Origin of the sequence: Marinactinospora thermotolerans DSM 45154, from assembly GCF_900167435.1 — a bacterium.
GTDB lineage: Bacteria > Actinomycetota > Actinomycetes > Streptosporangiales > Streptosporangiaceae > Marinactinospora > Marinactinospora thermotolerans.
On record NZ_FUWS01000007.1, the window covers coordinates 202383 to 228922 of the forward strand.

The 26540-nt window shown below is 71.6% G+C and carries 22 protein-coding genes and 2 tRNA genes; 7 read left to right on the plus strand and 17 right to left on the minus strand.

Annotation, left to right across the window (positions count from 1 at the left end):
* Positions 1-256 precede the first annotated feature (256 nt).
* A complete protein-coding gene (locus B5D66_RS14395) occupies positions 257-1099 on the plus strand; it encodes a glycosyltransferase family 2 protein (RefSeq protein ID WP_078762242.1) in 843 nt (280 codons plus the stop codon).
* Positions 1100-1504: 405 nt separating this feature from the next.
* Here B5D66_RS14395 and B5D66_RS26130 read toward each other — a convergent pair whose 3' ends face one another.
* Complete coding sequence (locus tag B5D66_RS26130) at positions 1505-1675, minus strand: type 2 periplasmic-binding domain-containing protein (RefSeq protein WP_235001000.1); 171 nt, start codon at positions 1673-1675, stop codon at positions 1505-1507.
* A 34-nt stretch (positions 1676-1709) separates the two neighbouring features.
* Between B5D66_RS26130 and B5D66_RS14400 the strand changes: the two genes are divergently transcribed.
* Entirely contained in the window at positions 1710-2159 is a 450-nt protein-coding gene (locus tag B5D66_RS14400) for an MFS transporter (RefSeq protein WP_200813650.1), read from the plus strand.
* A 41-nt stretch (positions 2160-2200) separates the two neighbouring features.
* On the opposite strand, the gene B5D66_RS14405 is transcribed toward B5D66_RS14400, so the two are convergent.
* The 3 genes from B5D66_RS14405 to B5D66_RS14410 all read right to left on the minus strand — a co-directional run bounded on the left by B5D66_RS14405 (position 2201) and on the right by B5D66_RS14410 (position 4768).
* Positions 2201-2950 (minus strand): DsbA family protein, encoded by a 750-nt coding sequence (locus tag B5D66_RS14405; RefSeq protein WP_078762244.1) that lies wholly within the window; start codon positions 2948-2950, stop codon positions 2201-2203.
* A 166-nt stretch (positions 2951-3116) separates the two neighbouring features.
* Positions 3117-3293, minus strand: coding sequence for a hypothetical protein (locus B5D66_RS25500; RefSeq protein WP_159457272.1), 177 nt, complete (start codon positions 3291-3293; stop codon positions 3117-3119).
* A 692-nt stretch (positions 3294-3985) separates the two neighbouring features.
* Positions 3986-4768: an SDR family NAD(P)-dependent oxidoreductase gene (locus B5D66_RS14410; protein WP_078762245.1), complete on the minus strand. Its 783-nt coding sequence runs from the start codon at positions 4766-4768 to the stop codon at positions 3986-3988.
* A gap of 86 nt (positions 4769-4854) precedes the next feature.
* Here B5D66_RS14410 and B5D66_RS14415 point away from each other — a divergent pair, with 86 nt between their 5' ends.
* Positions 4855-5706, plus strand: a complete 852-nt coding sequence (locus B5D66_RS14415) for a helix-turn-helix transcriptional regulator (RefSeq protein WP_078762246.1) — start codon at positions 4855-4857, stop codon at positions 5704-5706.
* Positions 5707-6280: 574 nt separating this feature from the next.
* Here the strand turns inward: B5D66_RS14415 and B5D66_RS14420 are convergent.
* The 5 genes from B5D66_RS14420 to B5D66_RS14440 all read right to left on the minus strand — a co-directional run bounded on the left by B5D66_RS14420 (position 6281) and on the right by B5D66_RS14440 (position 10012).
* Positions 6281-6353 (minus strand) — tRNA-Lys (locus B5D66_RS14420).
* Positions 6354-6519: 166 nt separating this feature from the next.
* Positions 6520-6592: transfer RNA gene (locus B5D66_RS14425), tRNA-Lys, on the minus strand.
* A 153-nt stretch (positions 6593-6745) separates the two neighbouring features.
* A complete protein-coding gene (locus B5D66_RS14430; protein ID WP_078762247.1) occupies positions 6746-6934 on the minus strand; it encodes a hypothetical protein in 189 nt (62 codons plus the stop codon).
* Positions 6935-7105: 171 nt separating this feature from the next.
* A complete protein-coding gene (locus B5D66_RS14435; protein WP_078762248.1) occupies positions 7106-8041 on the minus strand; it encodes an N-acetylglucosamine kinase in 936 nt (311 codons plus the stop codon).
* Positions 8042-8356: 315 nt separating this feature from the next.
* Entirely contained in the window at positions 8357-10012 is a 1656-nt protein-coding gene (locus B5D66_RS14440; protein WP_144390129.1) for an AfsR/SARP family transcriptional regulator, read from the minus strand.
* A 148-nt stretch (positions 10013-10160) separates the two neighbouring features.
* On the opposite strand from B5D66_RS14440, the gene B5D66_RS14445 reads away from it, so the two are divergent.
* Positions 10161-11123: a MurR/RpiR family transcriptional regulator gene (locus B5D66_RS14445; RefSeq protein WP_078762250.1), complete on the plus strand. Its 963-nt coding sequence runs from the start codon at positions 10161-10163 to the stop codon at positions 11121-11123.
* Between the two features lie 26 nt (positions 11124-11149).
* A complete protein-coding gene (murQ, locus tag B5D66_RS14450; RefSeq protein WP_078762251.1) occupies positions 11150-12109 on the plus strand; it encodes an N-acetylmuramic acid 6-phosphate etherase in 960 nt (319 codons plus the stop codon).
* Between the two features lie 62 nt (positions 12110-12171).
* On the opposite strand, the gene B5D66_RS14455 is transcribed toward murQ, so the two are convergent.
* Complete coding sequence (locus B5D66_RS14455; protein ID WP_078762252.1) at positions 12172-13725, minus strand: DUF885 family protein; 1554 nt, start codon at positions 13723-13725, stop codon at positions 12172-12174.
* 142 nt (positions 13726-13867) lie between these two features.
* On the opposite strand from B5D66_RS14455, the gene B5D66_RS14460 reads away from it, so the two are divergent.
* A complete protein-coding gene (locus B5D66_RS14460; RefSeq protein ID WP_078762358.1) occupies positions 13868-14461 on the plus strand; it encodes a SanA/YdcF family protein in 594 nt (197 codons plus the stop codon).
* Positions 14462-14486: 25 nt separating this feature from the next.
* Here the strand turns inward: B5D66_RS14460 and B5D66_RS14465 are convergent, their stop codons facing one another.
* The 7 genes from B5D66_RS14465 to B5D66_RS14495 all read right to left on the minus strand — a co-directional run bounded on the left by B5D66_RS14465 (position 14487) and on the right by B5D66_RS14495 (position 24162).
* Entirely contained in the window at positions 14487-15137 is a 651-nt protein-coding gene (locus B5D66_RS14465; RefSeq protein WP_078762253.1) for a SanA/YdcF family protein, read from the minus strand.
* Between the two features lie 53 nt (positions 15138-15190).
* Positions 15191-18403, minus strand: coding sequence for a tetratricopeptide repeat protein (locus B5D66_RS14470; RefSeq protein ID WP_078762254.1), 3213 nt, complete (start codon positions 18401-18403; stop codon positions 15191-15193).
* Between the two features lie 164 nt (positions 18404-18567).
* Positions 18568-19494 carry an NADP-dependent oxidoreductase gene (locus B5D66_RS14475; RefSeq protein ID WP_078762255.1) on the minus strand — a complete coding sequence of 309 codons (927 nt, stop codon included), beginning with the start codon at positions 19492-19494 and terminating at the stop codon, positions 18568-18570.
* Between the two features lie 237 nt (positions 19495-19731).
* Positions 19732-20511 (minus strand): hypothetical protein, encoded by a 780-nt coding sequence (locus B5D66_RS14480; protein WP_078762256.1) that lies wholly within the window; start codon positions 20509-20511, stop codon positions 19732-19734.
* Positions 20511-22484 (minus strand): hypothetical protein, encoded by a 1974-nt coding sequence (locus tag B5D66_RS14485; protein ID WP_144390130.1) that lies wholly within the window; start codon positions 22482-22484, stop codon positions 20511-20513. Before B5D66_RS14485 ends, B5D66_RS14480 begins: the two co-directional genes overlap by 1 nt.
* Positions 22481-23320, minus strand: a complete 840-nt coding sequence (locus B5D66_RS14490; RefSeq protein WP_078762258.1) for a hypothetical protein — start codon at positions 23318-23320, stop codon at positions 22481-22483. Before B5D66_RS14490 ends, B5D66_RS14485 begins: the two co-directional genes overlap by 4 nt.
* A gap of 134 nt (positions 23321-23454) precedes the next feature.
* Positions 23455-24162: a Crp/Fnr family transcriptional regulator gene (locus tag B5D66_RS14495; RefSeq protein ID WP_078762259.1), complete on the minus strand. Its 708-nt coding sequence runs from the start codon at positions 24160-24162 to the stop codon at positions 23455-23457.
* Between the two features lie 189 nt (positions 24163-24351).
* Between B5D66_RS14495 and B5D66_RS14500 the strand changes: the two genes are divergently transcribed.
* Positions 24352-26499, plus strand: coding sequence for a 3'-5' exonuclease (locus B5D66_RS14500; protein ID WP_078762260.1), 2148 nt, complete (start codon positions 24352-24354; stop codon positions 26497-26499).
* The last annotated feature ends 41 nt before the right edge of the window (positions 26500-26540 follow it).

Consider the following 26540-nt stretch of genomic DNA (forward strand, 5'->3'; position numbering starts at 1 on the left):
AGGAATCCCGGAAGAGAATGCCCGCACCGAGCGCACCGGCCCTGGAAATAGACACGGCCCTCTCCTCGGAAGAGAGCCCTTTGGCTACAATTCCGGCGAGAATTGTCCACCTCCCCTCGCTCATGCCGGAAGGCGGACGCGCAGCGGCCACCGTCCGTGAGCCCGGCACCACGGCGACACGCGAACGGGGTCCCCACTCACCCGTCCCGCGGGGCGGGGTGCGCATCACGGCCGGACCCGACAGTGAGGACAGAGCGTGAGGATTTCGGTGATCGTCCCGGCCTACAACGAAGAGGCCGTGATCGGGCGGTGCCTGGACGCGCTGCTCGCCCAGACCGAGCCGATCGACGAGATCCTCGTCGTCGACAACAACTCCACCGACCGCACCGCCGACATCGTCCGGGGATACCGGCATCGCGGGGTCCGGCTCCTCTCCGAACCCCGCCAGGGTCTGATCCCCGCGCGCGACCACGGTTTCGACAGCGCCGACGGTGACGTCCTCGGCCGCATCGACGCCGACACCGTGGTCGAGGCCGACTGGGCGGCCCGGCTGCGCGAGGTGTTCGCCGACCCGACCGTGGCCGCCGCCACCGGTCCCTCCTGGTTCCACGACGCTCCCCTGCGGCGCACCGGCCTGGCCGCCCAGCGGTTACTGTGCCATCGGGTCAACCGGGTCCTGTCGGGACACCCGATGCTGTGGGGGTCGAACATGGCGTTGAGCCGGGTCGGGTGGGAGAAGCTGCGCGGCCACACCTGCCCCGGCCCCGACATCTTCGAGGACCTCGACCTCGCCATCCACCTGCACCGACTGGGCCTGCGCGTCCACTACGCCGAGCGTCTGCGCGCCGCCACCTCGATCCGCCGGCTCAGCGGCCCCGCCGGCGACCTGCGCCGCTACCTGCGCATGTGGCCGCGCACCTACCGGCTGCACGGGCAGCGCCGCGCCGCGGCGGGCGCCGTGGCCGTGGCGGCGGTGGGCCAGGCGCTGATGTATCCGACCAACGTCCTGCTGGTGCGCCCCTACTCTCCGGACACCGGTGGAACGCCGGTGACGCGGTTCTTCTCCCGCGCCTCCGGCGCGGCCCGCCCCCTGCCCTGACCCGTCGGCCCATCGGCGCGGCGCCGCTCCCCGGTCCCACCATGGGGCCGCGTCTCCTCCTCGCCGGTGTGCCCGGCGGCGGCCAGGCCGGCCAGGGCCGCCTCGGCGAAGGCGTCGACCGACGCGGGGCGGCGCCGGGGCGCCCACACCACCGAGGTGCGCCAGGCCAGGGGCGCTCCCTCCAGGGGAAGCCAGACCAGTCCCTCCGGCAGACCGCCCAGCGGACGTTCGTTGAAGTGGATCCCCTGTCCGCCAGAACCAGGCCGTTGACGAAGAGCGGGTTGCGCGCGTGCCGGACGGCTCCGGGCCGAGACCCCTCGGAACGGCAGTCGGACAGGATCCGGTCGTAGAGCATCGGCGCCATGGCTCGGGGGAAGATCACCAGGGGCGCTCCGTTGAGGTCCCTCATCCGCACCTCTCCCCCGCGCGGGGGTGGCCGACCGGGAGCAGCACCCCCAGCGAGCGCCGCACCACCGGCCCCGACTCCAGGCCGGAGGTGCCGGAGGAGTGCCGCACGACCCCGACATCCGGCGTCGCCTCGCGTAGGGCCGCCGTCTGTTCGCCATGAGCAGTCACACGATCTCCTACATGGCTGACCAGCGTGGTGGCGATGCTCGCCTCCCCGGCGCTGTGCCCGTTCGCGGCGAGGGCCGGCGACCGGTTCGGGCGCCGGCCGATGCCGCTGGCGGCCTGTGGCGGGTTCGTCGTGCTGACCGCTGCGGCCTTCCACCTGATGGGCACCGGTCTGGCCGGCGCGCTGGTCCGCACGTCAACGTTGGCCATGCTGGTCGCGGTGATCGGGACGTCCCACGTCCCGGCGATGGTGGAGATGTTCCCCGCGCAGCTGCGGGCCGGCGGTTCGGCCCTGGGCTACACCACGGCCTACGTCCTGTTCGGCGGGACCGCGCCCTCCGTGGCGACCTGGCCGGTGATCGCCTCGGGCAGCGCTGTCGCCCCGGCCTACTATCTGGTCGGCGCCGCGGTCATCGGCGTCCTGGTGGCGGCGCTGCTGTTCAAGGAGACGAGGTCGCTGTCGCTGACGCGCACGACGGTGCGCTGACCGGTCCCGGTGTCCCCGCCCCGGCAAGGGGCGGGGACGGCTCACCCCGCCGCCGCGATGGCCTGGGACAGTCCCTGGGCGGTGAAGATCTCCTCGCCCTGGAGGCGCCCGTCGACGTAGACCGCCGGCGTCCCCTGGAAGGCGTTCTCCCCCGAGTAACGTTCCGCGACGGCGGCCGTGGCGTCGAGCACCTCACCGACATAGGTGCCCGTCAGGAAGCTCTCGTCGGTTTCGGGTCCGCTCACGGAGACGCGCCGGGCGTTCGCCCAACGCTGGGCGACGGTGTTCTCGGCGTCGACCCGTTCGGCGAAGGCCGCGTTGGAGATCCCGACCTGCTCCCCCCACGCCCGCAGGTCCAACGGGACGAACCCCTCGGCGTCCTCGGGCGGCTGGTTGGCGAACAGCAGATCCTTGTACTCCACGAACCTGCCGTGGTCGGCCGCGGCGCGTGCCGCGGCGGCGGCTCTCAGCGAGTTGACGCCGGCCGGCCCGGGGGCTCCCGCGAAGACCGACACCGGACGGTAGTGGACGATGGCCACGCCGTCCTCGGCGACCTCCTTCAGGGTCCGGGCGTTGACCTCCTCGAAACGGCGGCAGACCGGGCACTGGAAGTCGAGGTAGACCTCCACGATCGGCGCCCACTCGCCGGCCCGGGCCAGCACGACGCTGCCGTCCTCCTGGAGGATCTGCGGGGGGCGTGGCCCCCCGAGTCCCGTGTCGGCGCCTGCGGTCGGCGTCGCGGGAGGGGGGTGTCCCGGACCGACCGGCCACTGCGGATCCGAGTCGGTCATGACGGGACCTCCCGGCCGCGTCGGCGAGGGCGTGGGGCCTCTGGGAGGACGCACGGCGCTGCTGCGGTCATCTTCGAACACCTCCGGGGTCGAACGAGACGGCCGACCCGCTCGGGACCGGCCGCGACACGTCTTCCTGCGGCACCTCGACGGTGCCCGGTCCGGATCAGCCCTCGATCGGCAGCTCGTCGAGGTTGTGCACGTGGCTCTCCTGAAGCCGCATGACGGCCTCGTCCCCCTTGAAGAAGGTGAGCAGACCGTCCTCGCGCACGATCTGGTCGGCGTCCAGCGTCTGGATGGTCGAGTTCTCACCGTCGCTGTACTCGATGCGGTACCTGGTCATCTTCTGGTCCCCCCGTGGGCTCTCGCGGTGCGCGGCGACGGCCCCGTCTCCCCCGACCGTGCTCCCGCGCGGTGGCGACCGCCGCGCGGACGTGACGGGCCACCCCGCCTCTCAATATAACGAGACGCAGTAGATCAATGACAAAGCGTGATAAAAGTGTCGCGTCCCCACTGCGCGGGTCCCGGAGCCCACGGAAACGGGAAAGACCCGTGAACACGGGTCTCGCCCGCGCACCACCAGGGGCTCGAACCCGGAACCGCCGGTCAAGAGCCCCCGCCGCCGCTCCGTCCCAGGAGGCCTACCACCACGACGGCCCCGCACCGGTTCCCGACGGCCGGTCCCCTGTCCGCTGGACGGCCGCGAAGGGACCGCTCCTTCCTGGCACGCGCCGGGAACCGGAGGCCCCCGCGGAGCTCTGCCAGAGGACGCCGGGCGCGCGGCCGGAGACGTCGACACCGGAAGGTCCACCTGGTCATGGGCCGGTGAAGCGCGCACCGTCTCCACGGCGGGGCACCGGCAGCGCTCATCATCAGTGCCCCGGAGAAGGCCGCCCCTCATCCTGCACCGGGACGGTCGCCACCGCCAAAGGCGTCAGGGATCGGGCGACACCGGGTGCGGGGAATGTCGCCGGGACCGGGCGGTGCGCCCTTGTTGAGACGCGGCGCACCGCCACGGCCTGCCGGGTTCCCCGTTCAGGCGCCGGCGCCGCCGTCGACCGGCACGATCGCGCCGGTGACCATCGAGGCGCGGTCGCTGAGCAGCCACGCGGCCACCTCGGCCACCTCGCGGGGCTCGGCCATGCGGCCGAGTGGGGTCGCCGCCCTGTTGCGCTCGATGATGCCCGGGGAGACCGCCTCCCACGCCTCCATCATCTCCGTGGCGGTGCCGCCGGGGGTGATGCCGTTGACGCGGATGCCCCGACCGCCCCAGGTCACGGCCGCGGTCTCGGTGATGCTGTTGAGCGCGCGCTTCATAGCGCCATAGGCGGGCAGGGCGGGGTTCGCGCGACGGCTGCCGATGCTCGAGGTGTTGACGATCGCCCCGCCGCCGTTGCGCTGCATGAGTGCGGCCTCGGCGGTCATGGCGGTCCAGTGCGAGCGGAAGTTCACGGCGAACTGCTCGTCGATGTCCTCGTCGGTCGTGGAATCGAGCGGGCCGGGCCGCTGGACCGCCGCGCCGTTGTTGAAGGCGCCGTCGAGCCGTCCGTGCAGCTCTTCGACGCGGCCGACGGCGGCGCGGATACTCCCGCGGTCGGCGAGGTCCATGGTGACGGCGTCGGCGACACCTCCGTCGGCACGGATCTCGGCGACGATGCGGTCGAGGGCGTCAGTGCTGCGGGCGGCCAGCACGACGGCCGCGCCCTCGGAGGCGAAGAGCCGGGCCGCGGCGGCCCCGATGCCGCGGCTGGCGCCGGTGATGAACACGACCTTGCCGGTGAGCAGGCCGATGGGTGCGATGTCGGTGGTGTTCGTCATGACGACAGCATCCGGCCGGTCCCCCGACCGGATGCAGGCACAGGCAGTACCAGGATCCGCCGCCGGACAGCGTGCAGACTCGGGGTATGAACAGACAAGAGCTCGGGGCGTTCCTCCGCAGCCGCCGCGAGCGGCTCCGGCCCGAGGACGTGGGCCTCCCCTCGGGACCGCGCCGTCGGACACCGGGGCTGCGCCGCGAGGAGGTCGCGGTCCTCGCGCACATCTCCACCGAGTACTACGTCCGGCTCGAGCAGGGCAGGGCGCCACGCCCCTCGGGCGAGGTCCTCGCCGGGATCGCCGGCGCGTTGCGGCTCACCGGTGCCGAGTCCGACCACCTCCACGTCCTCGCGGGCACCGCGCCGATCCGTACCCGGCTGCACCGGCGCGACGTCCGACCGAGCATCCTCACGCTGCTCGAACGGCTGGAGCAGACGGCCGCTTTCGTGATGTCCGCCGTGTTCGAGGTGCTGGCCTGGAACGACCTCGCGGCCGCGCTCATGGGGGACTTCGCTTCGCCGGCCCCACCGGAGCGCAATCTCGCGCGCCGGGCGTTCCTCGGGCCGGAGCGCGCCGCCGCGGCGCTGGGCGGGCTCTCCGACGCCACGGAGTTCCGGCATCACGTCGTCATGGAGCTCCGGTCCGCCCTCGCCCGTTATCCCACGGACCCCATGGTGACCGGCCTCGTCGACGAACTCCGCGACGCCAGCCCCGACTTCGCCCGGCTCTGGCAGCGGCACGACGTACAGGCCGCGCAAACGCTCACGAAGACGTTCCGCCACCCGGTGGTCGGGGAGATCACCGTCGACTGCGACTCGCTCGCCCTCACCGACCGCGACCAGCACCTCGTGCTCTACAGCGCGCAACCGGGCTCCCCTGACGCCGAGGCGCTGGCTCTGCTGCACGTGCTCGGCGCCCAGGCCGGTGACTTCCTGCGCTAGCGCCGCGCTCGGCCACCGCGAACACCATCGCCGAAACGGAGGCCGGAAGGGCACGCCGGTCCGGCACCGCCCTCCCCCGGCCGACCTCGCCGACAGGCGCGGCCGGGCGGCAGACGACGCCCCGAGCAAGATCACGGCGCAGATCCGAAGACCCGCGTGTCCGGTCCCGTGTCCGCCGAACGGACGCGGGGAACCTCTCGGCGTGGGTTCCTCCCATGTGGCACGTGTCGGGAACCGGACGCCCCGGCGAACTCCGTTGCCCTGGGGCGATCGGCCGGCCACCACGAGACCGTGCACGGACGCGGGGGCAGACCCCTGCTCGACCTCACACCAGGGCGGATCTTCCGCGGCACCCCGTGGTCCTCGGACGGCCTCGACAGGGCCGTCACGCGGGCCGCCGACACGGACATGACCGTCGCCGGCACTCACCGGTGCGGGGCATGGGAACCCGATCCGGCGGAGGCTGATGCGTCCGGACGTACCAGAGCCAGGCACGAGGCACAAGAAAAAGGACGAAACAGGCGAACAACAACGCCTGTACCGTCCTTATCGCGTCTGATCTACGCTTTTCGCGTGCGCCATCAGGGACTCGAACCCCAAACCCGCTGATTAAGAGTCAGCTGCTCTGCCAATTGAGCTAATGGCGCCCGTCGTTCCGGTCCGATCCGACGTCCCGGCGACAGGTAAAACTCTACCCGATGTCGGAGGGCGCCGAGACACGAACGGGTGCAGCCTGGGTCACAGGAGCGCCGCCCCGGCGACCAGTGGAAACAAGAAACGCCCCGCGACCGGATGATCGTGGGGCGTTGTCTGTGCGCCATCAGGGACTCGAACCCCAAACCCGCTGATTAAGAGTCAGCTGCTCTGCCAATTGAGCTAATGGCGCCCGCCTAGCGGCTCGCCGTCCAGGCCGTCGGCCCTTTCGACGTCGTTAACTCTAGCAGGACCTCGGAGTACTCGCGAACCGTCCGACCCGGTCGCGGCTGAGAGCCCCCGCGAACGGGAGCCGACGCTCAGCCGCGACCGCGGGTCGGGGCGGTCACGACCACGTCATGACCACCACGACGATGATGCCGATGGCGACGATGGCGCCGACGGCGGCGAGAACGTAGGGAGTGATGGGGCGACGCGGCGCCTCCTCCGGCTCGTTGTTCTCCGCGACGAAGCGGCGGAACATGGTGGTGGAGCCGGCGGGGTCGTTGGGCTGTTCCTGATTGTGCTGTGACATGGGCTCGACATTAGCGACTCGGCGGCACCACTCGAAGCCCTCGGCGGCCCTCTTTTCCACCCGCGCCCGACCGGAGGCTTCCCGCGGGGGACGAAGCACAGACGTCACCACGGTGTCACGACGACACCCACCCTCGCGGAATGAGGTACATCACATTTACCGCGGGAACCCTCACGCCTCCAACAGCGCCGCGTGCGCCTCCTCGCCGGCGCCGCAACGGCGCAGGGCGAGTCCCAACGCCCCGAGCACCCCCTCGCCGGCGTGGATCGGCGTGACGCCGAAGCGACGCTCGACGGCCGCCCGCACCTCGCGGGCCACCGGTCCCTCTCCCAGCACCGACCCCGCCAGCACCAACGGCTCCGCGGGCCGGGGGGCGACCGCCTCAAGGGCGGCCAGCAACCGTCCGGCCGCCTCCACCGTGATCCGCAGGGCCTGCGGGTCGCCCTCCTCCGCGGCCCGGGTGACCTCGGGGGCCAGTTCCCCCAACCGGGCCGGAGGACGGTCGTGCACCGCCCGGACCAACGCCTGGGGATCGCCCGGCGCGATCCCCAAGGCCGCCGGCAGGCGTTGCGCGAGCACGGTCGCCCCCTGCCTCCCGTCCTCCGCCGCCAGCACCGCGCGCAGTCCGGCCAGTCCGATCCACACCGCCGACCCCTCGTCCCCGAGCAGCCAGCCGTGTCCGTCGCAGCGGCGCGTCACCGTCCCCTCGCGGACCCGCGCGGCAACCGCGCCGGTTCCCGCGATGAGCACCGTCCCCGCGGAAACGGTGCTTCCCGCGGCGAAGGCGACCGCGATGTCGTCGCTGACGTGGGGGGTTCCCGGGAGACCCAGCTCGCCCCAGGCCCGGAGCACCGACTCCATGGCCCTGGCCCGGCCCGGGCCTGACGCGCCCGCGATGCCGAACACCGCCCCGGTGACCGTGACCCGCCCGGCTCCGGCCAGCGCGTCGCGCAGCGCGGCGACGAGCGCGGCGGCGGGATCCGGACTGGAGTACTGGTTGGCCCCGCCCGCGCTTCCCCGCGCCAGGATCCGCCCCTCCCGGGTGGCGACGGCACAGCGGGTGGAGGTGCCCCCCGCATCGACCCCGATGACGACTTCGGCGCTCATGAGGGAACCCTAGGTCAGGATCGGTTCCCGCACACCGCCCCGCCACGACACGGTGCCACCACCGCGAGGCCATGGTTTTCGGGTTGCCGTAACCGCGTGGGCCCGCTTTCTCCCTTCCTTCGCTTCGCAGATCCGAACAAAGCGGAACGTAAGCGAAACAGCAGCGCCCCGAAAGCTCGATCCGTCACTGTGGTGTGCGTGGCCGGGAACATCGGTCCTGACGGCCCGCCATGGCGGGGGTTTCATGGTGGGTCGTCGCCCGCGTTGGTGAAAGGGCGGCCCACGCGGGAGGGCGCGTCCGGTGGGGCGGGGGGTTCAGCCCCGCCGGATCCGCCCTCCCTCCCGGCTGGAGTGGTCCAGCAGGAAGCGGGGGTCTCCGTCGAGGGCGGCCACCGTCCGCGCGACGGGGTCGGCGTCCCGGTGGGCGGCGATCGCGTCGGCCAGCGCGCCGATCCTCGTCGAGGGATGGGTGACCAACCAGGCCGCCGCCATTCGCAGGGGCAATGGCAGGCGGCCGGTCAGGTCGAGCAGCCGGTCGGTCGCCCCGGGTTCGGCCGCTGTCCGCTGCGCACCGGCCAGACGGTCCAGGAGCGCTCGGGCCTCATCGCCCGCCAGCTCCCCGACCGCGACGGTGAGCACGCCTTCGCGCGCGATGAGGTCGGCGAGCCAGAAGTCGCTGGTCACGACCGTCGCGCACGAAGGCGACCCCGGTAACAGCGGACGGACCTGGGCCGCGGAGGAGGCGTTGTCCAACACGATGAGCAGTCTCCGGCGCGCGAACACCGACCGCAGCAGCGCGGCCCGTTCGTCGACCGCCGCGGGCAGGCCCTCGTGGAAACCGAACGGGCGCACGAGGCGGCGCATCACGTCGGCGGGGTCCAGCGGGGTGCCGTTCTGGCCGCGCAGGTCGACGTAGAGCTGCCCGTCGGGGAAGCGGTGTGCGACGCGGTGCGCCCAGTGCACGGCCAGCGCGGTGCGACCGGCCCCCGGCGGTCCGCTGACCAGCGCCCGGCTCGCCTCACTCCCCTCGTCGGCCAGGCGATCCAGCTCGGCGAGCTGTTCGCGTCGCCCGACGAAGACCGGAGGTGCCGCCGGAAGCTGGGCGGGCGGGGGACCTTCCCGTCCGTCGCCCGCATCGGCCGGGCGGGGGCGGGGCACGACGGTCCGTTCCTCCAGGTCCCCGCGCAAGATGGCGTGGAAGGTCCGTTGGAGCGCGGGCCCCGGGTCGACGCCGAGACGGCCCGCGAGGTGGCGGCGGGTCCGCTCGTAGACGTCGAGGGCGTCGCTTTGGCGCCCGCTCCGGTACAGCGCGATCATCAACAGACGCGCCACCGCCTCGCGGTCGGGGTGCAGCGTGGCCAGCGTGCGCAGGGGGGCGATCGCCGAGTCGTGGCGTCCCAGCAGCAGTTCGACGTCGAACCGGCGCTCCGCGGCGCGTAACAGCTCGTCGGTGATCCGGGTGACGTCGTGCTCGTGCAGGACCGCCGAGTCGATCTCGGCCAGGACCGGGCCGCGCCACAGCCCCAGCGCCTGGGCCAGGGCGTCGCTCTCCCCCGGCAGGTCGCCCTGCCGTCTCGCCTCGCGCGCGGCGGCCAGCAGGGCGCGCATCCGCGCCAGGTCGAGCCGGTAGCCGGCGAGTTCGGCACGGTAGCCGTCGCTTCCGCCGGCGATGATCGGGGCCATGCCGGCGTCGTCGAGAACCGACCTCAGCCGGGCGACGTGGACCTGGAGCGCGGGACGGTAGGCGTCCACCGGGACCTCGCCCCACATCCGCCGGACCAGGTCGGCGACGGGTACCGTGTGGTCGGCCCGCAGCAGCAGCGCCGCCAGCAGGATCCGCCGTTTCCTTCCCTGGATCTGGACCGGTGTGCCGTCGACCCGGACGGCGAGCCGCCCGAGTACTTCGAACGAGACGTCTGCCAATGTGGCTCCCATGAGCTGGGCGTTCTTCTCGTTCCCCCCGGTGTGCACGCTGTGAGCGTGCAATCAGGGTGCCCGGTCGCCCGGTGCGGCGCAATCGCGGGTGGTGTGCGTGCCCACTTGTGTAACGCCCCGAATTATCGAATTCTCCTTAGCTGAGCGTTGACTCACCCCGACAACCCGAAGGAAACTTTCCGACATGTCGAAAACGGCGAAGCAAACGGACGGCGCGCCATCCGCGCCGGCCCGTGACGATCGCCCCCTGCCGAGCACCGTCCTGCGCATCCGGTCGCTCCTGCCCTCGCTGGCGCCCGCGGAACAACGGGTGGCGCAACGCATCATCGACGACCCCGAAAGCGTCGCGGCCTCGTCGATCACCCAGCTCGCCAAGGACTGCGACACCTCCGAGGCGACCGTCATCCGCTTCTGCCGCACGATCGACTTCACCGGCTACCGCGAGCTGCGCTTGACCCTGGCCACCGAGGCCGGCCAGGCCCGCGGCGCCCGCGGCGACGCCCCCGAGCCCGCGGGCGACATCAACCCCGACGACACCCTGGTGACGGTGGTCGAGAAGATCGCCTTCACCGACGCCCGCGCCGTCGAGGAGACCGCCGCCCAACTCGACATAGGCGTGCTGCACGACGTCATCAAGGCCCTGGCGCGCGCCCGCCGCATCGACATCTACGGGGTCGGCGCGAGCGCCTTCGTCGCGGCCGACTTCCAACAGAAACTGCACCGCATCGGACTGGTCTCCTATGCCTGGTCCGACGCCCACGTGATGCTGACCAGCGCCGCGCTGCTCGGGCAGGGGGACGTGGCGGTGGGGATCTCCCACAGCGGTGGCACCATCGACACGATCGACGCGCTCGAGCAGGCGCGGCAGCGCGGGGCGACCACCGTGGCGATCACCAACTTCCCGCGTTCGGCGATCAGCCGGACCTCCGACCTGATCCTGACCACCGCGGCACGCGAGACCACCTTCCGCTCCGGTGCCACCGCCAGCCGCCTCGCCCAACTCACCGTCATCGACTGCGTCTTCGTGGGGCTGGCCCAGACGCGCTACACCGACAGCCGCGACGCCCTGGAATCCACCTACCACGCCGTGCGCAAACGGCGGGTGGACCGCGACGACCGGCGCCGGAGCCGGGAGCGGAACTCATGACACGGGACACGGCAGGAAGGAACGGCATGGAAACCCAACGACCCGCGACCGCCGCCGAGGAGGCCCCCGAGGCCCTGACCGGACCCGTGGAGATCGTCCGCGTCCCCACCGAGGGCCGCAACAGCGCCACCCTCGACATCGATCTGCTGCCCAGCATCGAGGTGCTGCGCCGGATCAACGCCGAGGACGCCACCGTCCCCGGCGCGGTCGCCGCCGTCCTGCCGGAACTGGCCCGCGCCGTGGACCTCGGGGTCGCGGCGCTCCAGGGCGGGGGGCGCATCCACTACTTCGGCGCCGGCACCTCCGGCCGCCTGGCCACGATGGACGCCGCGGAGCTTCCGCCGACGTTCGGAATCGACGGCGATCGGGTCGTGGCCCACCACGCCGGCGGCGAGGACGCCCTCGGGCGCGCCGTCGAGGGACGCGAGGACGACGCCGAACTGGGCGGCGAGGACGCCGCCCGGCTCTCGGCCGGCGACCTCGCGGTCGGGCTCACCGCGAGCGGACGCACCCCCTACGTGGCGGGGGCGCTGCGCCGGGCGCGCGAGGCCGGCGCGCACACCGTCCTGATCACCGCCAACCCCCACGCCGCCCTGGCCGGCGAGGCCGACGTCCACGTGGGCGCGGACACCGGCGCCGAGGTCATCGCCGGTTCCACCCGGATGAAGGCCGGGACCGCGCAGAAACTGATCCTCAACGCCTTCTCCACAGCGGTCATGGTGCGGTTGGGGCACACCTACTCCAACCTCATGGTGGGGGTGAACGCCACCAACGCGAAACTGCGCGGGCGCATGGTCACCATCCTGTCCCAGGCCACCGGCCTGGACGAGGAGACCTGCTCCCAGGCCCTGGCCCGCACCGACGGTGACACCCGCACCGCGCTGGTCTGCCTGCTCGCCGACGTCGACGCCCCCACCGCGGCCGGGGCGCTCAGGGCGGCCGGCGGCTCCGTGCGCACCGCGCTGCGGGACCTTCAGAACTCCTGAGCCGGCGCGAACCGGCGAGGTCCGGGAGGGTGGGACGCCCCCGTCCCTCCCGGACGCGCCGGTCAGCCCCGTTCCAGCGCCGTGTCCAACAGGCCGAGCGGCGGCGAGCCCAGTTCGAGCATCGCCGTGTGGAAGCGGCGGAGCGAGAAGTCGGCGCCCCATCGCCGTCGCGCGCGCTCACGCAGGTCGAGGATCTCCAGCTTGCCCCAGGTGTAGCGGCCATAGGTCGGGTCGAAGGTGGCGCGCCGCGCCTCGGCGAGCGCCGCGGGACCGGCCAGAGGGGTGTCGGCGGCGAACCGGCGGGCGGCCTCCTCCACGGTCATCGCGCCCGTGTGCACCCCGAGCGCCACGGCCAGCCGGGTGACCCGGATCAACGCCTCCAACCAGACCCCGACCTCGAAGTGGGCGGCGGAGAACCCGCTGTCGCCCGCGACCTCCTCGGCGTAGGCCCCGAACCCCTCTTCCACGCACAGCTCCTCGGCGTAGTGCGCCCACCCCTCGATGAACGCGGCCGAGAACAGGGTCCGCCGGACCGGTCCGGCGGCCCGGCGCAGCGCGCGGCCGTGCGAGAAGTGGCCGGGCGCGACCTCGTGGAGGGTGATCCCGGGCAGCGTCGTGGCACTGAACATCTCCAGCCACTCGGCCGCCTCGGCCGGCGGCCACCCGGGGTCGGGCGGGGTGATGTGGTAGTAGCTGGGCCCGTCCGGCTCGCCCGGCGCGGCCCAGGTCATCATGGCCGTGGCCCAGCGCCGCGACGCCGGCGCGGTCTCCACGAGGCAGTCGCCGTCATGCCAGGGGACCAGGTCGCGTTCCCGGGTGAACGCGACGGCGTGCGTGGTCCACGTCCGTGCCGCCTCCACCACGCCGGCGGCATCAGGGTGGTCGCGGACGAGTTCTCGGGCCAGCTCCAGCGGATCGCGCCCCGGATCGATGCGGGCGGCGGACTCGGCCAGGCGTGCGCGCAGCCGGTCCCGTTCGCGGTCGGCGCGCTCGGCCATCCGCCCCAGGTCGACCTCGACGGCCTCGCTGACGCCCATGAGGCGGGCCAGGGCCGAACCGCCCAGCGCCGCGCTCGGGTCACCCGTCTCGGCGGCGCGCTCCAGGTGGGCGACGAGCTCCCGGTGCGCGGTGTGGGCGCGTTCCCGCACCCCCTCCGGGGCGTCGGCCGGGATGGCCTCGGCGAGGCCGCGCGCGGCCCCCAGAAGCGACGCGGCGACGGGGGCGCTCACCCGGTCCAGCGACTCGACGGCCGCCCTCACCGTCTCCGGCCAGCGTTCGAGGTGGCTCAGCCGCGCCGCGCGGCGCTCGGCCTCGGAGGCGTAGGGCTTGTCGTAGCAGGCGAGGTCGAGCTCGTCCAGGTGGGGCATCGGGTTGGAGCGGTGCAGTTCCAGTTCCCCGAACTCCACGCGCAGCGCGTCCTCGACCGCGCGCAGGTGGGTCTCGTCGTGCGGGTCGTCGAGCGTGTCGCCCCGCCCCAGGCGGGTCAGCCCCGCGCGTACCCCTTCGGGCGAGAGGTCGGCCGTACGGCCGTCGTACTCGTGCCGGCCCGCCTCCTCGCGCATCTTCGCGACGGTCAGGTCCGCGACGGCGCGCAGCCGTGGAGAGAGATCGTCCATGGGAGACGACCCTAGACGGCCGCGGGAACCTTGGGGAGGGCGTCCACGTCGGTAGGGTGTGAGACTCGCGAAGACGAACGTCCCGCGCCGCTGGGCGCTGTGGGGCCTTTCGGCCCTCCTCGCCCTGGTGGCGCTGGCCCCCATGGTGTGGGTGCGGTCCTCCACCTCCGACAGCCGTTTCGTTCCTTCTGAGGTGCCGGAACGTCCCGTGGCGATCGTGCTCGGCGCCGGACTGCGCGCCGACGGGACCCCGACGACCCTGCTGGCCCGACGGCTGGACATCGCCGCCGGGCTGTACCACTCCGAGCGTGTCCACGCGCTGCTCGTCAGCGGCGACAACAGCCACGACGCCTACAACGAGACCGACGCGATGCGCGCCTACCTCGTCGCGGCGGGGGTGCCCGAGGCGAAGGTGGTCGGCGATCACGCGGGTTTCTCCACCTGGGAGTCGTGTGCGCGGGCCCGCGAGATCTTCGGGGTCGAGGCCGCCACGGTCGTCACGCAGGCGTTCCACCTGCCCCGGGCGGTCGCGCTGTGCCGGGCCGCGGGGATCGACACCGTCGGCGCCGCGGACGCCAGCTGGGAGGCGCGCCCCACCGCGACCGCCTACGGTCACCTGCGGGAGTTCCCCGCCGCGCTCAAGGCGGCGCTGGACGCCTGGCTGCGCCCCGACCCGACCTTCCTGGGGCCCCGCGAAACGGGCGTGGACGAGGCGCTGGCGGCGCCACGCGATTGATCCCGCTGTTGGGCGGCGCCCCGGCTCAGGCCGCGCGCCGCAGTACGTCCTCGAGCACGCCGTCACGCTCCTGGACGCGGGCCGGGGGCACGCGCAGCAGCGCGTCGCGCAGCGCCTTGGCGTTGGCCCCGACCTCACGGGCGTAGCCGTAGACCGTGGAACGCGACCGGCTGCCCAGGCTCGGGTCCCCCACGCCCACCGCGTCCACCCCGGCGGCCCGGCACAGCGCGACCGCCCGGGGCAGGTGGAACGCCTGCGTGACGACCACCGCGGCCCGCACCCCGAAGGTGTCGCGGGCGCGCACGCAACTGTCCCACGTGCGGTAGCCGGCCGGGTCGGCGACGATCACCTCCCGCGGCACCCCCTGTTCGACGAGGTAGCGGGTCATGACGTCGGTCTCGTGGCCGGAGACGGCGCGGTTGTCGCCGGAGACGAGGATGGCGCGCGTCCGCCCGGAGCGCAGCAGGTCCGCCGCGACGTCCAGTCGGCGGGCCAGCAGCGGGGAGGGTTCCCCGTTCCACGCCGCGGCGCCGAGCACGAGCGCGACGGGCCGTTGGGGCACCGTCTCCGGCGCGAACCGGTAGCGGCGGCTGGCCAGGTAGGTCCACGCCGTGGGGGCCAGCGCCAGGGCCGCCCCCGTCCCGGCGGCCAGGGCCGCCCACGATCCTCGTCTCACCGGCGTCCTCCTCAAGGGCACGTCGTCATGGCCGTCGCCTTCGGACTCCGACCCTAACGGGCCCCCGGGGCCGGCGAGGACCACGCGGCCTCGTCCTGTTCGTCCCCGAACAGCCGTTGCAGCAGGCGGTGTGCCTCCATCTCGCGCCAGTCCTCACCGTTGGCCCGCGCCTTGCCCACCGCGCCCCGAAGGTGCGTGGCCGCCTGGAGCAGGTCGCCGTTGGCGAGCAGGATCGTGCCGAGCAGGGTCTGGGCGCGGATCTGGCCGGTGTGGTTGGCCAGGTGGTGGTAGGCCTCATAGGCCAGCCGCGCGGGTTCCAACGCCTCTTGGTGGTGGCCGGCGTCATAAAGGGCGCGGGCGGTGACCCGGTGGGCGCGGGCGTGCCACCAACGGTCCCCGAGCCCCGCGAACCCCTCGGCGGCCTCGCTCATCAGCCGGATGGCCTGGGCCGGGTCGCGATCGGACATGAGAACCCGGCCCAGCGACATCTTGGTGCGGCACACCCCCCACACGTCGCCGATGCGTTCGAGGATCTCGATGGCGCGTTCCAGCATCGCCAGCCGGTTGCGCTGCGACCACTCCTCCTCCACGGAGCGTTCGGCCCGCCAGAAGCGCCATCCCGGCGGGCGGCCGGACCGCTTACCGGTGAACTCGAACTCCCGCACGGCCCAGTACTCGCCGAGCCAGCGGCGCGCCGGGCGGCGCAGCTCGTCGCTGAAGCGCTCCCACAGCACCTCGCGCTCGGTCTGGGGCTGCGGGCCGAACCGCAGGTTCTCCTTCTCGACCCGCGCCTGGACCCTACGGTCGAATTCGGCCCGGCGGGCGGGGTTGAGGGCCAGGTCGCAGGCGTCGTACTGGGCGCGCAGGGCCCCCGTCTCCAGTTCGCCCATCGCGCGCAGGCAGCGCGCCACGTACCACTGCTCCCCCGCGGCCTCGAAGCGGCGCCGGGCCTCGGTCAGCATGTACCAGGCGTTGAGGTGGCGTCCCCGCGCGGCCAGCACCTCGGCCAGCATCAGCCGCGCCTTGTTGTACTGCTCCCAGTCCTCCTCCGCGCGAAACAGCGTGCAGGCCATGCGCAACAGCGCCTGGGCGCGACGGTGGCGCCTTTGGTGGCTGTGCAGGTCGGCGAGGTTGCACAGGGTGCGCGCCCGCCACCAGCGCTCCCCCGCCGCCGCGAACGCCTTCTCGGCGTTGGACAGCTCCCGCAGCCCGTCGTCGAGGTCGCCGCGCCGGTGCAGGTTGACGCCGAGCGCCCGCCAGGAGCGGGCCAGCCACCTCGGATCGGGCTCGCCCAACTGTTCGAAGATGGTCTGGGCGGTCTGGGCGTACTCGGCTCCCCGCTCGTAGTCGCCCTGGTTGACGGTGAACTCCGCCCGGTCCAGCAGCGCCATGCCGCTGGCCTGCCGGTCACCGAGCTCATAGGCCATGCGCAGCTGGGCCCGGGTGGCCTCCTCCCAGTCTCGCCAGTAGACGCGCCGGTTCTGGCACATCGCGGCGATCGCGCGGGCCAGCCGCCACCCGTCCTCCCAGCGGCGGTACTCCTCGGCGAGACGCAGACACGTCCGCAACGCCTGGATCTCGTGGGTGAGCCAGGCCCCCGGGCGGCCGGGCGGGGACAGCCGCAACGCCACGGGCGGCAGGGGCGCGGCGACGGGGGGCGTGGAGAAGTCGTCGGTGCGCCCGATCGCCCGCGCCGCCTGCTCGGCCAGCCACGTGTAGCAGGTCAGCAGCCGTCCCATGGCCTCCTCGGTGGCCTGCCGCGACCAGGAGGCGAGTTCCCCGGGCGAGACGGTGACACTCCTCGGTTCGATCACCCGAAGCGCGTCACGGACCAGGTCGTGCAGGCGGTAGCGGCGCACGCCCAGCTCGTCGCGGCCGAGGAAGGCGACGAGGGAGCGCGCGTGCAGCTCGTCGATGAGGCCGCGCGCCTCCTCCTTCGTCGTCTCCAGCAGCGCGGCGGCCGACCAGTCCGCGAACTCGTGCAGACCGGTGTCGGCCACCCGGCGCAGCAGCAGGCGCTCGCGCGGACGGCACTGCTGCAGGCTCAGCGCGATCACCTCCGCGAATCCCCCGGAGGCGTGCAGGAGCGGGGTGCGCGACACGTCGTCGAGGTCGGCCAGCAGCTCCTGGGCGGAGACGCCGGGCCGTGAGAGGACGCCACCGCACAACCGGATGCCCAGGGGCAGTCCGTGGCAGCGGGCGACGATCCGGGCGCGTACCCGCCGTTCCTCCTCGTCGGCCCCCGGCGGCATGGGCGCCAGCTTGTTCAGCAACGCCACGCCCTCCCCGTCGTCCAGCCCGTCCAGTTCGTAGCGCTCGCACTCGAAGGCCGCGTCGGCGAAGGAACGGCGGCTGGTGACGAGCACCGCGCAACGCCCGCCGTTGGGCAACAACGGCTCGACCTGGGCGGCGTCCTTGGCGTTGTCCAAGACGATCAGCAGGCGCCTGGTGTTGGTGAGCGCCCGCCAGGCCGTCTTCAGCTCGCGCAGCGGCGCGTCGGTGCGCGGCGTACGCCCGAACGACTCCAGGAGCGCCACCAAGACCCGCTCGGGGCGGCGCGGCGCCGGCCGGAGGGCGGTCGGCGCGCCGTCACCGGGCGAGGCGGTTCCCCGACGCAACAGCCCGGCACGGGCCAGGACCGCGCGCGGTGACGCCATGGCGGGCCACTGCGACGGCTGGGGCTCCTCGGGTTCCAGTTCCCCCTGGGCGTCGTGGGCCCGATCGCCGAACAGCTCCACCCAACGGTCGCCGTCGGGGAAGCGGTCGGCGACCTCGTGCGCGATCTGGGTGACGAGCTGCGTCTTGCCGGTCCCCGGGGCGCCGGTCACGACGATCACCAGGGGCGCCCTGCGGGCCGCGCGCTCCTGGCGTCCCGCGGGACGGGCCAGCAGGCGGCGCACACCGCTGCGCGGGAAGCGCCGGAAGCGGGCGCGCAGTTCGGCCATGATCTCCTCACGGCCGGTGAAACGCCGGCTGTAGGGCGGGAGTTCGGCGGGGGGACGGCCCGCCGAAGACGGGAGGGCCCGCCCGCCGGGGCCCGCCGACAGCCTCCGTTCGACGATCAGCGTCGCCGCCGTGGTCGCGATCGCGCCGAGGACCCCGACCCCCCACACGACGGCCCGGTCGAGACCTTCGAGCAGGTCAGGGGCCATTTGCAGGGTGACCGCCACGGCGAGGAAGACGACCGCGCCGACCCCGCCGACCGCCCTGCGCGCGGTGGAGGGGGCGGGAACGGCGACCTGCCGTTCCCCCTTCTCCTCGTCCATGCCCGGAACCCTCCGTCCACGGCACCGGCTCCCGCTGGGCGGGCCGGATCCCCGTATCTGTTGGGCCCCTATGTTTGGGCCGTGTCCGCCTCCGTGTCCACCCTCGGTCGGCGAACCACACCGGAATTCCCGGTTTTCGGGACGGCGGCGCGAGGCCGTGAGGCTCAGTCGATCTCGATGGCGATCTTGCCTCGGGTGTGGCCCTCCGCGTTACGGCGCTGCGCCTCGGCGGCCTCCTCCAACGGGAAGACCTCGGACACCTCCACCGTCAGCTTCCCCGCCTCGACCAGCTCCACCAGCGCGGTGAGATCGGCGCTGTCGGGGCGGACGAAGACGTAGTCGCCCCCGAGATCGGTGACCGAGGTCTCCACGACCGAGGCGACCCTCGCCCCCGGTGCGGTCAGCTCCGGCGTCGCCTTCAACGCTTCGCCTCCGATGGTGTCGAACACCGCCGTCACCCCCTCTGGCACGAGCTCACGGACCCGCTCCACCAGCCCGTCACCGTAGGCGACCGGCTCGGCGCCCAGGGAACGCAGGAAGTCGTGGTTGCGTTCGGAGGCCGTGCCGATGACCCGGGCCCCGCGGGAACGGGCGATCTGCACCGCCACGGAGCCCACGCCGCCGGCGGCGGCGTGGACGAGCAGCACGTCGCCGGCGCCCACCTTGAGGTGGTGCACCAACGCCTGGTAGGCGGTCAACCCGACCAGCGGCAGGCTCGCCGCCTGGGCCCAGCTGAGGTTGCGCGGCTTGCGGGCGAGCGCGCGCACCGGGGCCGCGATCTTCTGCGCGTAGGTGCCGCGACGCACGACGTCCTCGCGCGCGTAGCCGATCACCTCGTCGCCGGGGGCGAACTCCGAAACCGCCGGGCCGGGCTGCTCGACGACCCCGGCGACGTCCCATCCCGGGATCACCGGGAAGAAGGCGTCCAAAAGACCGTCCAGGTAGCCCTCGCGCACCTTCCAGTCGACCGGGTTGACCGAGGTCGCCCTCAGCCGGATCAGCACCGAGTCGGGTCCGACCTTGGGGTCGGGCACCTCGGCCACGCGCAGGACCTCGGGTCCGCCGTATCTGTCGTAGACGACCGCCTTCATGGGCGTTCTCCTCACCACGCGAAAGTCATGGGCACTGCTCCTCTAGAGGCGGCACCTGTCACGGTCCGGCCTCCAGGTGCGGCTTCCACCGCGACAGCACTTTCTAACGTGACAGGGACGCGCGGGACAGGAGCGACCCGTGTTCCTTTGCCCACAACGCGGCCGTCTCCGGCGGCCGGGAGGCGCCGGGGGAGCCGCCAGGTCCCCACGGCTCCCCCTCTGAAGGTGAGGGACGGATCATGTTCCAGACGAGAAGTGAGCTCCCCCCTCCGCGATCTCGGCCAGCTCGTTCCCCAGCTCCGGCCTTCCACAGGCGTGGAACGCCCGTCCCAACCATCCGGCCAGGCTACGAACGAGGTACTCCCGTTCCTGGCCGGGCAGCTCCCGCATCAGTCCCAGGAAGAGACCACCGACCCGGGCGATCTGGTCGTCTCCCGTGGAAGGATCGACATGCCCAACGACATCGTCGAGCGCGGCGCCTACCTGCGGCAGACGTTCGACCTGGTCGGGATGTTCCCGCAGCCACCACAGCCTCGCCAGTACAGGGTCGGCGAACACGTCTGCGCGCAGATTCCGTAGAGCACCCACCATCTCCGCATGGCGAGCTGCCGCCATATCAGCGTCGAAGTCCACGAGCTCCCGCTCACGGGTCCGGGCCAGGTCCGCCTCATTGGGAGGACATAGGATGACATCCACGCTCATCCCAGGAGGTCCACCGGTAAAGCGGGTGAAATACCTGTTGAGCGCGTTCCCAGCGCTGCCGTGGTCGATCAGCGAGTATTGCACGCTGATCCTGGCCGCAGTCTCTCGGATTTCCTCCTGTAGGGAGAATAGCCATTCCTCCCCTCCCTCCCCTTCTCTCGGGCCTGGCAGAAACAGCCTGAACTCCGCAGTAAAATGCATCGCTTGGAACCGACTGGGCAGCCTCGCTTCGAACGATCTCCGCGCACGAGGTGTTTCCTGTCCACGCCGCCTACCCACCGCAAACATGTCCCAGGTGGGGATGTGGCTGAACATCAGTGTTCACCTTGCGGCTTTCTCAAGGGGTCCCCCGAGAGAATGCGCTGTTGGATCTCGGTCACCCTGGCATCCACGGCGCCGATGCCACGCTGCCACTCCACGATGAACCCAATCGCGGCGACCGTGCGGCTCAGATCCCCGTAGGTAGCCGTGGCCAGAATGTCCGCCACCTTTCTTGCGTCGGTTCGATCCCTCACCACCGCTTCCAACCAGGCGGCCACAGCCGGTGCCGCCAGCTCTCGATGATCAACGTCGAGAACCGATTGCCACGCTTTAGCTAGCAGAACCGGTTCGAGAGCGGAATGGTCGTCGAGGAGGAGGGGGACACCCGACTCGTTCCGGGAGGCGAGCACCCTGCTCATCGCCCTGCGCGCGGTTCGTACCCGGCCGCGACCACGCTCGTCGCCGACCCAGGCAACGAGCCGGGACATGACATCACTCTGGGATGTCGGATCTTCCGCGAGCCGTCGCACCGCGCTGAGCACGGCTTCACGGACGTCGTCATCGTCCATGTCGGCCAGCCATTGCAGCCTGGTCATAGCATTGCCTGGATAAGCCCGCCCATACTCGGCGCAGACCGCGGCGACCGCGATGGCTCTGGTCGTCGTCCCAGGGTTCTGGGCAAGAGCGTAGAGACGGCTGCGCATCCCACGGCCAAGCTGGCGATCCATGACCGCCAACGCCGCGATCCCGATAGCCTCCGCCTGAGTCTGTGGAGTCCCAGACCACTCCTCGAACAACCTCACCAAGGGCTCGGGATCACGGTTTCTGATCGCGAACCTGACCCAGCGTGCCGCAAGGTCTCGCCTCCGCACAGGGGATCTTCCCTTGGCGAGGTCGGCGCTCCACTCCAGCAGGGAGGTTCTGACTCTTGGGTGGTTACGCCACAGGTATTCCAACACGGCCTCGCCATAGGCGACGCGCGGAAAGCGGACCCGAAGGTCATCCCCCGCTGTGGCGTCCACGCGCTTGAGTGTCTCTTCCAGACCGGGACCGGAGATCCCGGTCGGATCGGCCGGCGGGACCTGGAGACTTTCGGCCAGCTGCTCCGCTGCGATGAGCACTTCGCCAGCAACCTCGTTCTCCAACAGCGCGATGGCAGTGATGAGCACCCGGTCGTGAACACCCTGCTCATCGGTTCTCTTAGCGAACCAGGACTTCAGCTCATTCTTCCAGTCGCCGAACGCCGCGAGCGTGTCACCGATCCACTTCTGTGGATCGCCCCCACTCTGCTCCCATACCTCACTTGCGAGGCGGGCGAGACGAGCGGCGTCAGCGGGTCCCACAGCGTCCAGTACGGCCGAGACATCTGTCTGCTCCCTCCAACGCTGTACTTCGACATCGGTGATACGCGCCTGGAGGTGCCGTTCAAAGACCTGGAAAGAACGAGGTGGCTTCAGTGAGAACACCTGGGCATCGAGGATCTCCTCGTGTGGCCACTGCTCCGGTTTGGCGATGAAGACCACCACAGAATCACAGTCACGGATCTTCTGCGCGTACCCGCGCAGGGTCCTGCGGTGCTGATCGGTGAGGGGTCCGTATTCGGAGAGGTCGAGTAGGTATCCCTGCCGCTTGCCGCAGGGGAGCCGCGCGAGACTCCAGTCCTCATCACCTTCGTCGAACGCGACATGGTTGACCGGGAACCCCACCTCGGCCAAGGTCATGACCGCGGTCGTCCAGCGCCCGGTTCCCGACTCGGCGACCACCGCCCCCACCCTGCTTTTCCGAACTCCGTCCACGAAGTCGAAGTAGTCGAGTGGTGGCACGAAGACCGTACGCAACTGGCTCAGGGCCTCGGGTCCCAGCAGGCCGGTTTCGATCATCTCGGCGACGTGCAGCATGAGGTTAAGGTCGCCGTTGATGGCGCCGGCTTGGACAACCAGCTCCGCTGTTCCGGTGAACTCGTTATGGACCTTCCCAGGAGCCCGGCTTTGGAGAGCGTCTCCGGCAGGAACGTGCATGGCGTTCATGCGCCGGCCTTTCCGAAGGTCCCGTGGACGCCGCCGTGGACGGTGCCTCCCTGGATGAGCTGGCCGTGGTTCTCGCCGTTGAGCTGGTTGACCGTGTGCGCACCGCCGCTCTCCCGTTCGGGGGAGGAAAGACCGTTGCCCCGAGCACCAGGCACACCGCCCTGTTCCGCCTCCGCCAGGTCGGGGCGCAGCGAGGGGCTGGGGACGTAGAGGTACCCCTCGGCGTCGTACTCCTTCTCCGGAACGGTCGCGCGCACCGGCCGGAACCGACGTGGGTTGAGGCCGACGAAGCGGCTCAGCACCGCGTCCTCATAGACGCGCCGGGACACGATCGCGACGAGCATGGTGATCTCGGGATCCGAACCGGCCAGTTCGGTTCGCACCGGATCGGAGTCGAGGAGACGGTGGGTGTCGTTCATCGCCGGTCCGATCCCGTCGAAGGGGTCCTCGCCGCGGCTGTCCGGCAGCGGACCGACATGGACGCTCACCCGCAGCCTCAGCCGCAGCTCCCGGTCATGGGCGGCGAGGTCCGGTTGGACGTCTTCCAGGGCCTCTTGGAGGTGGTGCAGGAAGGGATGGACCAGGAAGGGCATCTTCTCGGGTTCCGCACCAAAGACGTAGCCGTCCCCCGTGCTCTGGGGAAAACGGCGGTTCTCCCAGAGTTCGCCGAGTTCCGCGCGTCGGCAGGCGTCCTCCAGGACGCTCTGCACCGTCCTGCTGAGGATCTGCTGGTGGTAACCGGAATGACGGGTGTACTTCTGCGTGTCGACCGCGAGGACGGCCCGGTAGGGCGGTAGCACAATGCTGGTGCGCTGTGGGCGTGGCCGAATGGACAAGGGGCCTCCTGAGCTCACTGCCGTGGCATATGGGCGGGAAGGGAACGCCCGCCCGGTCCAACAGTGGGCCCGACCGCCAAAGGCCTGTGTTCAGAATCGAACACAGGCACCAAAAGTGACGCCCGCCACTCGGGTCACAGCACCACGTCGCCTTCCGCCAACTGCCGGAGTCGCTCGACATCGAGGACGGCCACGTACTGCCGGCCCGTGCGGATCAAGCCGATCTCCCTCAGACGGGTGAATTCGACGGCGACCGAGGTACGCGACAGGCCGATGGACTCGCCGAGCTCGCGCTGGGACAGCCCCAGCCTCAACAGGACCCCCCGTCCCCCCTCCCCTTGAGGGCCGCCGAGCCCGGGCTCAATCGGTTCCCCGGACAGTCGGGACAACCTCAACAGCGCCGCGGCAAGGCGTCGGCCCGCCGGAAGCGTCACCTGCTCGGCTCGCAGCAGATCGCTCTCGTTCTGCCGTTCGACGAGATGACGTAGCAGCGGGGGTTCGAGCTCCATGCTTCGGATGAAGTCGCGGAACCGTTCCTCTGTCAGCATCCGTGTCTGGGAAGGACCGACCGACGTGACCGTGGCGGTTCTGGGCCGACCTGATATCACAGACATCTCTCCCAGCGCCTCGCCCACGGTGCGCATGATCAGCATGACCTCTTCGCCGTCCGGACGTATCAGGGTCACCTTCACCCGTCCCTCGACGAGGAGATGGACGCTCCCACCGGGATCCCCCTGCCGCATGATCACCTGGCCGGCGGCGTGACGCCGAGGAGTTCCCGAGCGCACCATCCGCCGCCACTGCTCATCGGTCAGCAGACCACCGAACCCCTGCCTTGCCACCGCGCCCCTTTCAGTTCTGCGACGAGGAGAGGATTCCCCTTCGGGAAAAGCCAGGACGGGGGACATCGAGGTTGGCCGGTACCGGTCGTTTTGTCAGCACCAGCCGTTACAAGATCAAGGGAAGACATTCCGGGAGACACCGCAGGACGGGCTCCCCCGCGAGACACGCGCCCGTAGCGAAGGAGGCTCATGCCCCAGCTTGCCATCGACGCGACGTGCCTCCCCCAATACGACAAGCTCGACCGGCCCACCCGGGAACGGTTACTCGCCGCGACGCGCAAGTTCCGGGAACTCCCCCTGCAGGCCCTGCTGGCCCACCCCGACCTGCGCATCAGGTCGCTCCCCGCGGGACAGGACCCCCGGATCCGAACATTTCGAATCAGCGACTCGTGGACCGGTGTCATGCTGGCCCCCGAATCCGGTGAGACGTTCCTGCTGGTGCACCTGCTCCCACGCGAGAGCGCCGAGGAGTGGGCCGGCGACCAGCGCCACGACGTCAACACCGTCATGGGCACGCTGGAGCGCCGTGACGCCACCGCGCTCCAGCGTTCGCCCCTCCGTGAGCCCGTGAACCGGGCCGACGTCCATCACCACTCCGACCGTGGCCTGTTCGACCACGTCAGCGACCACGACCTGAAACGCCTGGGGATCGACGAGGAGATCCTCGACTTCTGCCGTTCCATCGGCGATCCGGCAGAACTGCGCGATTGGGGTCCGGCGCTGCCGCAGGACCAGTACGAGGTGCTCACCGAGCTCGCCCAGGGCCACTCGGTCGAACGGGTGATGCGCGAGGTCGTCCAGCCGCGGCAGCCCGTCGTGGGCGCCGTGGCCGCCGACGACTACGACAGCGCGATCCGCAACACCCGTGACCGCGTCGTCCTCGTCGAGGACGACCAGGAGATCGAGGACGTCCTGGCCGGCGAGTTCAACGCCTGGCGCGTCTACCTGCACCCCAAACAACGGGAACTGGCCTACCGGCCCCGGTTCAACGGTCCGGCGAAGGTGTCGGGCGGGCCGGGCACCGGGAAGACCGTGGTCGCGCTGCACCGGGTCAAGCACCTCACCGAGCACCTCCCGTTGGGCGGGCGGGTCCTGCTCACCAGCTTCACCAACGCGCTCGTGGAGTCGCTCAAACGCAACCTCGCGCTGCTGCTGCCCGGTGAGCTGATCGACGACGTCGACGTCATCACCGCCGACAAGCTGGCGCTGGACGTCGTCAAGGACGAGCACCCCGACATCCGGCTGCGCTCGGACACGCGGGGCCTGTTCGCCAACGTGGCGCGCAAGCACGAGCTGCCCTGGCCCGCGGACTTCGTCTACCAGGAGTACCGGCACGTCGTCATGGCCCAGGAGATCACGACGCTGGAGGGCTACCTCGACCCCGACGCGCGGCGCGGCCGCAGCACCCCCCTCACCACCGACCAGCGGCGCGACGTGTGGCACGCCATCTCCGACGCGCGCGCCGTGATGCGCCAGACCAGGCGGCTGCCGGCGCTGGAACTGCACGCGGAGGCCGCCCGGATCCTGCGGGCACGCCCTGAACGCCCCTACACCAACGTCGTGGTGGACGAGGCGCAGGACCTGCACCCCGCGCAGTGGCGGACGCTGCGCGCCGCCGTGGATCCCGGGCCCAACGACATGTTCATCGCGGGGGACAACCGGCAGCGCATCTACGACAGCGTCGTCTCGTTCAAACAGCTGGGCATCGGGATCGTCGGCCGTTCCTACCCGTTGCGGGTGAACTACCGCACCACGACCGAGATCCTCACCTGGGCCGGGGAGATCCTGCGCGGCCAGCGCATCGACGAGCTCGGCGAGACGACCCCCGAACCCTCCGGTGCGACCCGTTCGGTGCTGCGTGGGCACCCGCCCGAACTGTACGGCGCGGCCGACGAGACCGCCGAGCTCGACGCGCTGGCCCGGCGGGTCCAGGGGTGGCTGTCCTCGGGCATCGCGCCGGGCGACGTCTGCGTCACGGCGCGCACCAAGCGGATCCGCGACACCGTCGTACGCCGCCTGCGCGAACACGGACTGCCCGTCGCGGTGTTCAACCCGCGCGAGCACGCCGTCACCGACACCACGGGCACCGTCCGGGTCACGACCATGCACGGGGTGAAGGGGTTGGAGTTCCGCGCGGTCGCGGTGGTCGGCGTCACCGCCGAGGCACTGCCGCGGATGGACCACGTGACCCCCCTCGAGGTCGACGAGCACCAGCACGAGGCCGACCTGGCGGCCCAGCGGTCCCTGCTCTACGTGGCCTGCACCCGCGCCCGCGAATCGCTGTACGTGAGCTGGCACGGCCGGCCCAGCCCTTTCCTCCCCCGCCCGCGCCGGTGACGGTCGCTCCTCTCCTCGCCCACGCCCCCGGCCGAGGGTGA